17 protein-coding genes are annotated in these 13,607 nt (G+C 46.4%); 2 read left to right on the forward strand and 15 right to left on the reverse strand.

Annotated features, from left to right (window positions below; translation table 11 throughout):
- From Q0Y46_RS06550 to Q0Y46_RS06565, 4 genes are all read right to left on the reverse strand, one after another.
- On the reverse strand, positions 1-583 hold a 583-nt coding region (locus tag Q0Y46_RS06550), incomplete at its 3' end, for a glycoside hydrolase family 27 protein (protein WP_297945963.1).
- A 236-nt stretch (positions 584-819) separates the two neighbouring features.
- On the reverse strand, positions 820-2,505 hold the full coding sequence (locus Q0Y46_RS06555; RefSeq protein WP_297945964.1) for a sialate O-acetylesterase: 1,686 nt from the start codon (positions 2,503-2,505) through the stop codon (positions 820-822).
- Between the two features lie 226 nt (positions 2,506-2,731).
- A complete protein-coding gene (locus tag Q0Y46_RS06560) occupies positions 2,732-3,154 on the reverse strand; it encodes a hypothetical protein (RefSeq protein WP_297945966.1) in 423 nt (140 codons plus the stop codon).
- Between the two features lie 81 nt (positions 3,155-3,235).
- Complete coding sequence (locus Q0Y46_RS06565; RefSeq protein ID WP_297945968.1) at positions 3,236-3,559, reverse strand: hypothetical protein; 324 nt, start codon at positions 3,557-3,559, stop codon at positions 3,236-3,238.
- A gap of 209 nt (positions 3,560-3,768) precedes the next feature.
- On the opposite strand from Q0Y46_RS06565, the gene Q0Y46_RS06570 reads away from it, so the two are divergent.
- Both Q0Y46_RS06570 and Q0Y46_RS06575 read left to right on the forward strand, forming a co-directional pair.
- Positions 3,769-4,227, forward strand: a complete 459-nt coding sequence (locus Q0Y46_RS06570) for a DUF3990 domain-containing protein (RefSeq protein WP_297945970.1) — start codon at positions 3,769-3,771, stop codon at positions 4,225-4,227.
- The gene (locus Q0Y46_RS06575) at positions 4,220-4,660 is read left to right on the forward strand and encodes a hypothetical protein (protein ID WP_297945972.1); all 441 of its coding nucleotides are present in this window, start codon (positions 4,220-4,222) and stop codon (positions 4,658-4,660) included. Before Q0Y46_RS06570 ends, Q0Y46_RS06575 begins: the two co-directional genes overlap by 8 nt.
- 499 nt (positions 4,661-5,159) lie before the next feature.
- On the opposite strand, the gene Q0Y46_RS06580 is transcribed toward Q0Y46_RS06575, so the two are convergent.
- From Q0Y46_RS06580 to Q0Y46_RS06630, 11 genes are all read right to left on the reverse strand, one after another.
- A complete protein-coding gene (locus tag Q0Y46_RS06580) occupies positions 5,160-6,257 on the reverse strand; it encodes an RHS repeat-associated core domain-containing protein (RefSeq protein WP_297945974.1) in 1,098 nt (365 codons plus the stop codon).
- A 42-nt stretch (positions 6,258-6,299) separates the two neighbouring features.
- Positions 6,300-6,779 carry a hypothetical protein gene (locus tag Q0Y46_RS06585; protein ID WP_297945976.1) on the reverse strand — a complete coding sequence of 160 codons (480 nt, stop codon included), beginning with the start codon at positions 6,777-6,779 and terminating at the stop codon, positions 6,300-6,302.
- Positions 6,766-6,984 (reverse strand): hypothetical protein, encoded by a 219-nt coding sequence (locus Q0Y46_RS06590; RefSeq protein ID WP_297945978.1) that lies wholly within the window; start codon positions 6,982-6,984, stop codon positions 6,766-6,768. The genes Q0Y46_RS06585 and Q0Y46_RS06590 overlap by 14 nt, the downstream gene beginning before the upstream one ends.
- 23 nt (positions 6,985-7,007) lie before the next feature.
- Positions 7,008-7,352: a hypothetical protein gene (locus tag Q0Y46_RS06595; RefSeq protein WP_297945980.1), complete on the reverse strand. Its 345-nt coding sequence runs from the start codon at positions 7,350-7,352 to the stop codon at positions 7,008-7,010.
- A 50-nt stretch (positions 7,353-7,402) separates the two neighbouring features.
- Positions 7,403-7,897, reverse strand: coding sequence for a hypothetical protein (locus Q0Y46_RS06600; protein WP_295683809.1), 495 nt, complete (start codon positions 7,895-7,897; stop codon positions 7,403-7,405).
- A gap of 48 nt (positions 7,898-7,945) precedes the next feature.
- Positions 7,946-8,446, reverse strand: coding sequence for a hypothetical protein (locus tag Q0Y46_RS06605; protein WP_297945982.1), 501 nt, complete (start codon positions 8,444-8,446; stop codon positions 7,946-7,948).
- Position 8,447: 1 nt separating this feature from the next.
- Positions 8,448-9,683 (reverse strand): RHS repeat-associated core domain-containing protein, encoded by a 1,236-nt coding sequence (locus Q0Y46_RS06610; RefSeq protein ID WP_297945984.1) that lies wholly within the window; start codon positions 9,681-9,683, stop codon positions 8,448-8,450.
- Entirely contained in the window at positions 9,665-10,147 is a 483-nt protein-coding gene (locus tag Q0Y46_RS06615; RefSeq protein WP_297945986.1) for a hypothetical protein, read from the reverse strand. The genes Q0Y46_RS06610 and Q0Y46_RS06615 overlap by 19 nt, the downstream gene beginning before the upstream one ends.
- Position 10,148: 1 nt before the next feature.
- Positions 10,149-11,864, reverse strand: a complete 1,716-nt coding sequence (locus Q0Y46_RS06620; RefSeq protein WP_297945988.1) for an RHS repeat-associated core domain-containing protein — start codon at positions 11,862-11,864, stop codon at positions 10,149-10,151.
- Positions 11,865-11,917: 53 nt separating this feature from the next.
- Positions 11,918-12,835 carry an Rpn family recombination-promoting nuclease/putative transposase gene (locus Q0Y46_RS06625; RefSeq protein WP_297945990.1) on the reverse strand — a complete coding sequence of 306 codons (918 nt, stop codon included), beginning with the start codon at positions 12,833-12,835 and terminating at the stop codon, positions 11,918-11,920.
- Positions 12,836-12,986: 151 nt separating this feature from the next.
- Positions 12,987-13,583 carry a hypothetical protein gene (locus Q0Y46_RS06630; RefSeq protein ID WP_297945992.1) on the reverse strand — a complete coding sequence of 199 codons (597 nt, stop codon included), beginning with the start codon at positions 13,581-13,583 and terminating at the stop codon, positions 12,987-12,989.
- Positions 13,584-13,607 lie beyond the last annotated feature (24 nt).

Consider the following 13,607-nt stretch of genomic DNA (forward strand, 5'->3'; position numbering starts at 1 on the left):
TGCGCCAGAGGTTCGCGATTTTAGGCATCCAATCCTTGTATTCCCACATGCAAATACTGAACACGATGTCGCGTCCGGAATTGCGGAGCGCCCTGGACATAGCGGTATAATCTTTTTCCTGGGTACTCGGGTCGGAATCGCAGTTGTCGTACTTCCAGTAGTCAACACCCCATTCAGCGAGCTTCTTGGCATCCTGTTCTTCGTGACCATTGGAGCCGCTTTCGCTTTGCCAATTGCTGTTGTAATGGTGGCAAGTACGCTTACCGCGGTCGCCGTAAAGGCCGAACTTGAGTCCCTTTGCATGCACGTAATCAGCAATGGCCTTCATGCCGCTCGGGAAGGTTTTCGGATTGTTCTGGAGGTTGCCTTGCGCATCGCGCTTGGTATCCATCCAGTTATCGTCAAGGTTCAGGTAAATGTAGCCGGCATCCTTCAAACCAGAAGAAACCATTGCATCGGCAATTTCCTGAATCTGTTTTTCATTGATGTTTTCGTGGAACACGTTCCAGCTATTCCAACCCAACGGGGGCGTAAGCACCAGACTATCGGGATGTGCGAATGCCTGCACGGCTAGACCCGCCATAGCACACACCCAAAACATGCCAAGGGGCATTTTCTTCAAACCAAACATACTATACACTCCTTTAGTGCTGTTCTTAAATTAAACCCTTTTTACACCAAAAGACGCGCACAAAAAAACTCGGCGTTGATTTTTTATCCACGCCGAGTTCAAGAAGGAATAAAAATTATCTATAGAGCAAACCGAGCACCACGACCATCAAGGAGAAGAGCAGGATTTGCTTGACAACAGCGGCTTCACTACCTTTCATAGACCACCACCTTTTGCATTAACCGGCGAGAACTCTTCGTATTGGAAACAACAAAGTATATCCCTCCGGAAGTTTTATTCTGCGTCATTTTCTCCTTAGTTTTTTCAACGGCCTCAGCCATACTTGCCGCCTTGATTACACCCAGTTTGCGCCCCTGCATGTCAACAATTGCAAAGCTGGACTCGGTTTCTGTTGCATACGATACATATGCAGGCTGGACAAGTTTCGTCGGAGGGTCGTTATTAGCGCTTGAATCGGCCACTGCCGTGAACTTGATGTAGTCAATGTCGATCCAGTCGTTGGTAATTTCAAGCTTCAGTTCATGCTCGCCGGCCTTCAAAGTCGCCTTGCCGCCACTCACTTCAGTGAAGTTGTCAAAACCCTTGCCCTCGTTGGCAATTTCAGTGCCAATCGCGACACTGTCCATATAGAGCTTAATGCTTCCTGTTCCGTTATCGCCAGCCACGAGTGCAGAGATTTCATATTCACCATCGGCAGCGATATTCACGGTGTACTTGAGCCATTCTCCCTTCTGGCTATGACCCACAGCAAGGCCCATATTCGGTTGGTTGATATCCACGTCATCCTTGCGGAACTTGCCGCCTTCGTTGCCCTCACTCAAGTCCATATAAGCCTTGCCGGCACCGCCCTTGTTATAGTTTTCGGCTTCAATCGTGCCAGGAATACTTGCGGGGGCGTCGCCATAGGGGCCGTATTCCTCGGGAGGAGCGTCAGGAACCGTAGACTGGGTCGGGTCCGTCAAGTTCACCGCCGGAGCATTAGGGTCAAGATCCTTGTTAATCAGCTTGAGCATTTCGGAGCAGTAGCGCTTGCCCAGTTCAATCACGCCCGCACGGCCAAAATGGTAGGGGTCCCTGCCGTTGCCCTGCAAGCCCTTGGAAGACGCCAAGCCGAACTTCTTGAACTTGCTCTTGAGTTCGGCAATACCGCCGTTCTTGCCACCGCAGCAGTTGTTGCCTTCTTGGAGCAGTTCGCCTGCCACGAAAGCCACTTCGTTCTCGTCCAGTCCAAGAGCGTCCACGATGTCCTTGTAGGTCTTGTACACGGCATTCTGCCATTCCGTGCCAGATCCGTCGGTTTCGCCCTGGTGGAAGATAAAGCCCTTGATGACGCCCACTTCCTTGGCCTTCTTGCCCAAGTCCACAATTCTCTGGTAAGGGTTGGAATCGTAGTCCCTAGCCCAATTCTGGATGTAACTTTCAGCAGAACTGAAGTAAGCCTTGTACTGATCCTTGTCGAAAGCCTTGATAGCTACAGCACCGATTGCCACAGGGATAATACCCACAGTGACACCCGGCAACGAATCGACCATAGCGCGGCCGAAGTAGTCCGCCGGGGAGAGATTCTCGGTAGGATGGAACATCGGGGGAATCGCCGGATACCATTCGCCAGTCTTGATAGACTGGGTGGTCTTGCCGCTACGCTGGTTGGCATTCGCATTATGGGAGGCAAGCATCAGGAAATTCTTGGGGTCGGTCGCCTGGTCCTCTGCAGGCACGATATCGCCGTTACCCGCCATATTGGACTGACCGTAAGCAATGTAAATATGGAAGTTCGGGTTCGGAGCCGCATTGGTGAGCATCGGGCACAAAAGGATGCCACCAAGAAGCCAGAATAAGATAGGCAAGAACTCAGACATCTTTTTTGGATCCATAACACACCTCACAAGTTTTTTCATAAATTACCCCCAAAATTGCCAAAAACGCGCCAGAAAGCGCATATTTTATGGACAAATAGTCAATAAAAGCCACCCCCAAAACGACTTTTCGAAGAATATTCGGCAATTTCGCCATTATTCCGAAAAAAACACCCATTACTCGGTTACACCTAAATATAACCAAGCAACGGGAAATTTCATAGAATAGTTTTTTTACAAAAGTTTAAAACCGCGAATCAGGCGGCAAAAATTCCTCTTTACAATATTTTTCTGGAAATACATCAAATGGCGTAGCAAAGTTTAGTTTTTTGCCTAGTTCAGGATGAGCATTTGTTTCTTCATCAATAACAAAACGATATTGAATTTTCCCGTTCAATGCGCTTATCGTTATCAAGGTATCGTTTAGTTCGTAACTGAAAAATTCTGCCGTGCGATATTCATGGTCAATCAAGCCTGACGCCGATTTTCTGTCTATAGTATAAAGCAAAGGCTCCTTTATTTTTGACTGGCCTTTTGAATCAAAATCAAATTGAACAAAATATTTGTCATCGCAGAATGTAATAAAGACAAATTTCCCATCTCGTACGAATATTGCAGGTTTTGCAAACAACCCTTTTTCAAGGGCCCATTGAGTATTCCATTCCAATATCAGATTGTTAAAAGATTTCCCATCATGTCATAATATATACAAAATCACCCAAAAGCGTACATTTGTACGCATTGGGGGCTATAGCCTAGCGATTTCTTCTACAGAAAGGCCGGAATAAGCGGCAATCTTCTCAACAGGGACATTATCGGCGAGCATAGCCTTCGCCATTTCGCGAGTTTTTTCAGAAACGCTCTCGGCAACCTTCGCGTTGAACAAGTCCGCGTGGTCTTCGATAAAGGCTTCCACCATGGCGGTATCGTCCCATTCTTTGTGATACATATTCCGGTATGCCTCAAATTCTTCTTTGCTGAATTTAGACACTTTCGAACTCTCTGTCAAGTGCTCGAACTTTTTCTCGTCCAACTCGGCAGGCAGTTCCTTGAGCGGCTTGCGCTTGGCCATTGTACATTCCCCTGTCGATATTGTCGTTCAATGTTTCAAACACGGACAATATAAACCGGCAAGAAGCACATGTCAAGCAAACTTAATTTTCCAAAAAAAGATGGACAAAAAATCCGTCTAGGACGTCATTAAAAAAATGTTTCCCATTTTCCACGGTCGAGATGGTCGCCCCTATTCTGCACTCATTTTAAAGGAATTATATTTATTCCATGCTTATCTACCACGCCAGTAAACAAATTGTGGAATTTCCCGAAATCCGTAAGACGAAGTTCGCCAAGGATTTTTCCTGGGGATTTTATTGTACGAACAATCTTGAACAGACGGTTCGTTGGGCGAACCGTGGCGAAGGAGAGCCTCGCGTCAACTTTTTTGAATATGAACCGGCGAGTGATTTGAATGTTCTCCGGTTCGAGAAAATGACTGACGAATGGCTTGATTTCATTGCAGCATGCCGTAGCGGGAAAACGCATCCGTATGACGTCGTTGAAGGTCCGATGGCTGACGATACGGTCTGGAACTATGTGAATGACTTTATGTCGGGTGCAATTACTAGAAAGCAGTTTTGGGCTTTGGCCGAGTTCAAGCACCCGACTCACCAGATAAGTTTTCACACTTTGTCTGCATTGGCTTGCCTGAAGTTTGTGAAACACGAGGTCATGCATGGCTGATTCCGAGAAGAATAATTTGTTCTATGTGTGTTCCTTGATTGAGTTCGTCGCCCGCGTTACCAAGAACAAGCGGGGAGTTGTCGCCAATTGTCTCGGACCCGATGGCGTTGCAAAAGAACTTAAGGATGCTAGCGTCAATCATAGCCTTAGTTTCGAACAGGTTGGCGAGGAAGTTGTAGAACGCTACAAGATTCCACAGGGCGATTTCGAGACCCTCGAGAATTGCAAGTATTCCGTCCCGTCTTATACCGACATCGGCCGCCTATACAGCATCATGATAATGGACTGTGCCAAGCCCGGGGAAGAAACGGATATGCTGATTAAGATATTCTCCTCGGTAATCAGCGACTACATCTCCAATTTTAATTCCGATTGCTACTACCAGAATCCAAGCTACTTGGAAGAATCGTTCAAGGCCGGCAAACTGCTTTGACGGATTGAATTTCTCATTTACAAAAAACGTATCTTACACCGGCCTGAGTAGCAGTCCGTGGCATCCCATGATTTTTCTACGAAACATTCACCAACGGCCTTACTTGCCGCCATTTGCACCCCTACGGCGCTGCTAGTCAACACTCCTGGGCATCATAGGCATAGGCAACATCGCGATTCGATGTGTAGAAAGAACTCGCCATCTGGTGCGCCATGCGGCTGATGTTGCCGTTAGCCATTCTTTATAACATTGATAAAAACAAGCGCCTACACTAAAAATCATAAAATGAATGCACCAGCTATTTTTTTCTTTTCCACCAATAGACAAACAACATCGATGCAAAAAAACATATAACAAACGTTATCAATGTTCCCACAATCAAACTATTTTCATTTAAAGGTATTCCTGGATTATTTCCAATCCTATTTTGACGGCAAAACACCATCAACATCGTTAAAAAGATTGCACTAAACAAACTTTGAAGAAAAAAATTCATAAACTACCTCTCTTCATCAAATGGTTTAACGATATTAGTATTGTCTGCCGGAGCAACACCTTCCGTTGGCATAAGAGGCTGTTGATGATTAAAACCAATTTCATCAACCATACCGCGAAGAAATTGCCCTCCAAATTCAAAAGGATCTGATGATGGCCCCGGTCCAGAAGTCGCTCCATTAATAATACATCCAGCAGCCATTATTTCGCCGTAATTTTCCGCAACAAATACAGAGGCTCTTTCATATCCCGCAGTAATCATCCCACTTCCGGCAGCACCCGCAACAGCCCCAACAGACAACACACCAATAGTAGCTACGCTACTCGCTATAATTGCCTTCTCACCGATATCAACTCCTGTTTCAAACGCAGTCTGCATTTGTGGCTTGAGAGTTTCGTCCATGAACAAGGAGAGCCCAATGGCATTTGCATCCAAATTTCCATCCGGATCGATACGCATAATCGGGTTGTTTCCTGCATAGATGAACGGATTCTGATATTGTCTCTTCGGGTCAATGGATGTCCACACGCCTAACATGGGGTCAAGATAACGGGCACCGAAGTAGTTCAGCTCGGTCTCGTCGTCCTTCTCCTTGCCGGTGAAGTTCTCGGTCACCTTGCCGGCGGATTCCGTGAGCGTCACCTGCTCGCCGAAGCTCCTGTAGTCGTATGCGGCAATCGGTGCACCCACGTCAGCGAGGTTTTCGTCATCAACCCACTGCGTACCGTACACGAGCATCGTCGAACCGAGGTGGTTCTTCAGGTACCATTCAAACGACTTGCCGTTCCCGCGGGAATTAACCGCATCGTCGACACCGTAGCGACCGAGTCCCTGGGGTATGTTCACCACGACCTTGGCTTCCTTATTTATGGGGTTCTCGCGAACTTCAGTGCCTATACCCGTATAGTGAGTCACAAGCTCAGTCCACCAGGTACCATTCTGACTTTCCTTCATGCGGGTTTTCGAAATACGACGACCGGAACCATCGTAGGCAATCACCAGTTTTGTCGAATCGCACAAAGCAAGCCCATGGTAATCATAGCAGCCGATTTGCCGCACAAACTCCGTCGGCATTCCGCGCCAGTCGTATGTTATCTTCATTTTCTTAGACTTGTCTTGGATCAGGTTGCCGTTCTGGTGTCGTTAATTAACAAATTTTTTTCCACAACTATAATTTGCAAAAAACCAGTATGTAATATCAACTAAATTTTCATCTACTTCAACTAAATAAAATAAATCCAATTTCTTTCTAATTCTGAACAGCAAAACATCATCTGCAATATAGGGCTTTAAATAAACAAGACTCGAACCTTCAAATTCACCATCCCATATTCCTTTTGCGTTCAACATTAAAGATGATGTGTCAGAAACACAATAAATCCGAAAGCCATCATATAAAAAATAATCCATCACATTCCCTTCTCCACCTTTTACAACAAACAAATCTAACGAATCTAAATAATTTTCAAAAAAAAGAATTTCATTATCAACAGGGCACTTTTTCAAATCCAAACAAAATGAAAACTGCTTTATTTTGAAAATAAAACAAGAGATGATGGCAAGAAAAAAAATAAGAATAAACATTATTTTTCTTCCCAAAAAAATTTCTTTAATACTCTTCACGTAAAGGTTCTCCAACGGCTTCTCTTATTTGATTTTCTCTTCTAATAGAATTTTCTTCACTAAAAGGAATCCCATTTGCATTAAATCTTTCATCTGTTGTAAAATTTCCATCAATAATATCTTCAGCATGTCCTAATTCATGAGCAAGCCCAATAAAATTAGATCTTTCTCTATCACCCTCTGTATTGACCCCTATAACGGGCACCGAAGTAGTTCAGCTCGGTCTCGTCATCGCGTTCCTTGCCGGTGAAATTCTCGGTCACCTTGTCGGCGAATTCCACGAGCATGGTCGAGCCGCACAGGTTCAGTCCCATGGAAATCATTGCCGAAGGTATACGTGGAAACAGAAACGATCGCACTTGGCGGGTACAGTTCCACGCCCAGCGTGTCTCTCGCCGGCATACGGTCATAGAACGTACGCGTCACCGTACCGGGGGTCAGCTCGTCAACCGATGGAGAATTCTTGTTGTCCACGTTGTTAAAATATTCTCTGAGGGCGTCCTCGTCAAGCGACGTTTCCCATTTTCCCGTATAAATTACACGGTCGAGCTGGTCGTACCCCACGACGGACACCAATATTCAGGAATGTCCTGTCCGGCAAGTTTGCCGTAGATTTCGCATTATCACGATGGATTAAAGCAACTGGGCGGATGTTCCGTATTTACGTAAATGCGATATTCCGTCAGCTCGGGGCATTTGGCCAATTGTTCATCGGTAAAAACCTGAACACCGGAAGAACCAGTATGCCACAAATCTCCTTTTTCCAATCTGACTATCGTATATTTGTCCGTCCTGTTCTCAAATTCGTAATCTACACCATCTAACCACTCCCCATTACAGAAAACATGTATACGGAGTGTGAGCAATTCCTTAAACTCATACCTCGAATTACTTTGGGGAAGCACCGAATAATGACCTTCCAGCGAATCCTTGTCAATTAAGGAGTCTCCCGAATAAAGTTCAATCCAGACGGAATCTTCATCCGGGACAAAAGCTTGACAACGAAAATTATTCCAGCAAAGATCCTCAAAAATATCTGTTTTTTCTGTTAGCGGACAGGCCGAAAACAGTAGCGGCAGAAGAAGGAGGAACAATTTGATAATTAGCTGATTCTTCATAACTCAGTACCCCTGCCACCAGCCTTCTTCCTACGCCCAAGTTTTCCATCACTGAGAAGTTTTGCCATCAAAGCATCCAGGAGAATGTTCCGTATCTTCATAAATACGGTATTCTGCCAGCTCAGGGCATTTGGCCAATTGTTCATCGGTAAAAACCTGAACACCAGGGGTACCAGTATGCCATAAATCATTGTTGTTCAAACTAATGTTCGTATATTTGTCCCTTCTATTCTCAAATTCGAAATCTATATCATCAAGCCATTCTCCGTTGCAGAAAACGTGTATTCGGAGCGTAAACCGCTCTCTAAAATCATACTTTGTTTTAAAATTTGGTAAATGAGAATAATCAGCCGAAAATGTTGTAGAATCAATATCTAACAAGGAATCCCCTGAGAAGAGTTCCATCCAGACAGAATCCTCATCTGGCACAAAAGCATCACATTCAAAATTATTCCAACACAAATACTCATAATCCTCATCAGGTGGGCAGGCGCACAAAAACGGCAGCAAGAGTAACAATAACAACTTTACAGCAATTAGTTTTCTCATATCAATACCCCCTCCACCAACCTTCTTCCCAGACCCACTGTTCCCCGAACTTTTTCTTTATCGCCGAGGCTTCATCCGAATGTTTTTCCAAATAATTTTTATAAAAATTTTCAGACAAAGTCCTTATTTCTTCAGCGCTCAACTTTTCTATACCCTCTCCGTATTTATTAACCAAGCCTTTTTCTCTCAAATAACCTATAAAATAGGCATCCATTTCCTTGCTATTCGAGTGATACGATGACGAAAACTGGGTCGGATCCCAATCACTCTGTTCCATGTAATCATAGTAGTACATGATACGCCATCCTACATCTTCCATCTGGTACGAATGATGTATCTCGTGCGCAATCGCCACTGAATCCGTTCTATCCGTCACAAATGTCGCATGGCCAAAATGAGCGAAACTGCCAGGTGCATAATTCATAAATCCACCAGAATATACTGTGTTGCCCCTGTAATATTCCGAAACGCCATCCATTTTGTACCAATCGGCGGTGCCGCCTAGGTTCTTCACGTTCGAAAGCCCTATATAGTGTCCAACATTATCCGCAAAAAAACCACCCGTTATGGCATCCGTAAATACAGCTCCACAATCACCATAATAGCAGCGCTGACCATAAGACAGCATTGTCATATAGGTAGACGCAGGGCCAATTCCGCCCGCAAGATCAACGTACAAACCCGAAGTGAACGAATTTTGTACATTGGGATTCTTCAAATTCCAATCATTCGCATAGAGGGATGTTAGCAAAGACATCGGTGTAGCAGGGCCCGTAGCCGCATCGGCCGTCACTCCAGCGACAACGGCAACACCGGAGACTACCGAGCTCACCATGCCGCCAGTAGCCAGTTCAACAATTCCAAGGATTTTGGCCCAACCGAGCCTCCCGTCATAATCGATGACATTCACCGGGTCGCCGCCATAGCTGTAAGGATTCAGATACTGGCGAGCCGGATCGGGAGTGAGCCACAGCGCAAATGACGGGTCAAAATACCGCGCGCCGAAGTAGTACAGGCCCAGGCGGCCGTCGAGCATGATGTCAGTGCGGAGGGACACCAGCGATCCGTTCTCGTCGTAGGCGAAAGTCACGGCGGTCCCTGTCCCCGTCTTTGTTTGCAGGTTGCCCATCATGTCATAAATATATACAGAATTGTCCGAAAACGTACTGTCCAGCAGCTTCGTCGTGGATTTCACCTGCGAAATGCGCCCGTCGAAAATCAATGAAATTGCGGACAATCAAACCCATGTTCCGTATCTTCATAAATGTGATATTCGGACAATTCCGGACATTTTTCCAGTTGTTTTTCATCAAAAACCTGAACACCGGGAGAACCGGTTTTCCATAAATCAAAATAATCATAATCAACCTGAGTATACTTATCTTTTCTGTTGACAAACTCATAATCACGAGAGTCCAACCATACTCCATTGCAGAAAACATGTATCCGAAGTATAAGAGTATCCCTGAATTCGTGTTTAACACCAGGCAAAGAACTGAAGGTCGGCGAAAATGGCTTATCAGTTTCTAACAGAGAGTCTTTGGCATACAATTCTATCCAGACAGAATCACCTTTTGGCACTGAAGCAAAACATCTAAAATTATTCCAGCATAAATCCTCATAATTTTCATCAGGTGGGCAGGCGCACAAAAGCGGCAGCAAGAGTAACAATAACAACTTTACAGCAATTAGTTTTCTCATTTCAATACCCCCGCCACCAGCCTTCTTCCCAGACCCACTGTTCCCCGAACTTTTTCGTTATCGCTGCGGCTTCATCAGCGTGTTCTTTGCGATAATTATTGTAAAACGCTTTTGAATACTCCCTTATTTCTTCAGCGCTCAACTTTTCTATACCCTCTCCGTATTTATTAACCAAGCCTTTTTCTCTCAAATAACCTATAAAATAGGCATCCATTTCCTTGCTATTCGAGTGATACGATGACGAAAACTGGGTCGGATCCCAATCACTCTGTTCCATGTAATCATAGTAGTACATGATACGCCATCCTACATCTTCCATCTGGTACGAATGATGTATCTCGTGCGCAATCGCCACTGAATCCGTTCTATCCGTCACAAATGTCGCATGGCCAAAATGAGCGAAACTGCCAGGTGCATAATTCATAAATCCACCAGAATATACTGTGTTGCCCCTGTAATATTCCGAAACGCCATCCATTTTGTACCAATCGGCGGTGCCGCCTAGGTTCTTCACGTTCGAAAGCCCTATATAGTGTCCAACATTATCCGCAAAAAAACCACCCGTTATGGCATCCGTAAATACAGCTCCACAATCACCATAACGGCAGCGCTGACCATAAGACAGCATTGTCATATAGGTAGACGCAGGGCCCATTCCGCCCGCAAGATCAACGTACAAACCCGAAGTGAACGAATTTCGTACATTGGGATTCTTCAAATCCCAATCATTCGCATAGAGGGATGTTAGCAAAGACATCGGTGCAGCAGGGCCCGTAGCCGCATCGGCCGTCACTGCAGCGACTCCGGCAACACCGGAGACTACCGAACTCACCATGCCGCCAGTAGCCAGTTCAACAATTCCAAGGATTCCGGCCCAACCGAGCCTCCCGTCATAATCGATGACATTCACCGGGTCGCCGCCGTAGCTGTAGGGGTTCAGGTACTGGCGGGCCGGGTCGGGAGTGAGCCACAGCGCGAACGAAGGGTCGAAATACCGCGCACCGAAGTAGTACAGGCCCAGGCGGCCGTCGTACTCCTTGCCGGTGTACTGCTCCGCGGGCTCGTCGCCCGACACGCGCAGCAGGCGCTGGAACCCGAAGGGCTCGTAGACGAGGGCCGTGTTCAAGCCGCTATTCACAACGCTCATCACCAGGGAACCCTGGCGGTCCTTCACGTACCATTCGCTGGTGCCGTCGGCGTGGCGGCGGCCGAGCGCGCCGCCCGCGCCGTATAGCATCGAGTATTCCGTGACGGAGCTACCGCTCCCGGCGAACGATGCGCGGCGTTCGAGCTCCTTGCGGCCGTCGAGCATGATGTCGGTGCGGAGGGACACCAGCGAGCCGTTCTCGTAGGAATACGTCGCCACGCGCCAGCCGGAGGGGTCGTAGACGGCCAGCTCGCGCCACGTGCCCGAGCCGGAATCCTGCAGGAACACGGCGGGCATGCCGTCCATGTCGTAGGCGATGGAGAGTCCCCTGGAGCTGTCGTGCATCATGCGGCCCGAAGCGTCGTAGGCGAAGTTGTTCGCACGGGAGGCGTTGCGGCCCGCGTCCATCGGAGTATGGCCCGTTGCGCTGGACACGGCGTAGGAGCCCGGGCCGTACACGTAGTCCAGACGGGACGAGCCGTAGTCCTGCGAGAGCATGCGCCCGTTCTCGTCGTAGGCGAAGTCCACCTCGCCTGCGGTCCCCGTCCTTTTGGATAAATTCCCCATCATGTCATAAATATATACAAAATCACCAAAAAGCGTACTCTTGTACGTATTTGGGGCTACAGCCTGGCAATTTCTTCTACTGAGAGGCCGGAATAAGCGGCAATCTTCTCAACAGGGACATTATCGGCAAGCATAGCCTTCGCCATTTCGCGTTTACTTTCAGAAACGCTCTCGGCAACCTTCGCGTTGATTTCGTCCGCGAATTCTTCAAAGATGCCATCGACCATAACATTGTGGTCCCATTTTTCGTGATACATTTTTTGGTATACCTCGAATTCTTCCTTGCTGAAGTTAGATACTTTTGAACTTTCTGTCAAGTGTTCGAACTTTTTCTCGTCCAACTCGGCGGGCAGTTCCTTAAGCCGGTTCAGAAAACGAAAGAAAAACAGCCACTTGCTCAAGTCGTCGGATTTCTTTTTGATAAAGAAGGGAACCTTCGAAAGTTCAACAGTCGTAAAATTGTAGGCATCCACAAATTGTGCACCCGTTTCAAGATCGGTAACGGCAGCACGGTGCACAATCCGGTTGTCATCAAACACCTTATGTCGCGCGAATGCAATCACGTACGTGGGTTTTATATCGTAATTCCAATCATCGCCTGGTTCCGACTGGTTCGCGACCATTTCGCTGGCATAAAAGGCGAGGCGTTTCAAAAAGTTGGTCATCCGGCGGATTTGCACCTCTATTTCGATGAGGTTGCCCATATCGTCTTCGCAGTGCAGGTCAAAAATCGCCGTGCGGGATTCCCTGCTCCCGCTCAGGTTTTTCGCCACGTTGCGAGTCCACACGTTCTTGATGGGCCGCTTGAGCTGAGGTTCCAGCAGGTCGTTCAGGAGATTCACAAGGTTTTCACGGCTTGAAGGTTTGTCCGGGTCAAAAGCCTTCTTGAAGGCCAAATCCACCAGCAAATTTGCAAACGGGCTCTTTTCGCCCGGTTTCACGATACAGTCCTTAAGCAGCTTGCGCTTGGCCATTGTACATTCCCCTGTCGATATTGTCGTTCAATGTTTCAAACACGGACAATATAAACCGGCAGAAAGCGCAAGTCAAGACAAAATAATTTTGCAAAAATAGGCCGACAAAAAAGCTGTTTAAAACGTCCAAAAAAATTAGGGATTCCACACATCAGCCGGCCAACAAATCAAACAGAAGAATACGAAATTTATGGTTTTCTTCCTGATTCATTTTAAAGCTGAAAACATGGACTGTACCATCCTTCTTCTCAAACCGGAATTCAATCTCGTATGACGGAATAGAAGGTGTCACAACATAGATAAAGAAATCCGTATCAAAACCTATCTCAAGAAATATTTTATTCGATCCTATCTTTATTTCTTTTTCCCCATTTTTTAGCATAACCGTCAAATTTACTTTTTGTCCAAACTCATCTATAATGGACGCATTCTCCATAGAAGTCTTCTTTTCAACATGCTTCGGCAGGAAAATCCCATAATCCGAGCCGGTCTTCACCTGTACCACAAAATATTTGTGGTAGGGAACAACGGAATCCCCGACTTCCTCTTGGGTATAAGGGAAATCAGCCATGCAGAAAAAACCTGGATCCTCACACCCCTTTACATCATAGTCAACAACTCTTTCCAAATAGAAACAGGAAGTCAAGAGAAGCATGAAAGGCAAAAGGATTAAACACGCGAACACTTTCATGTTACTGTTTATTTTCTCGTTTGGAATCCCCGTCCTTTTGGATAAATTTCCCATCATGCCATAAATATATACAAAAAATCC

The organism is uncultured Fibrobacter sp., from assembly GCF_947305105.1.
Lineage (GTDB): Bacteria > Fibrobacterota > Fibrobacteria > Fibrobacterales > Fibrobacteraceae > Fibrobacter.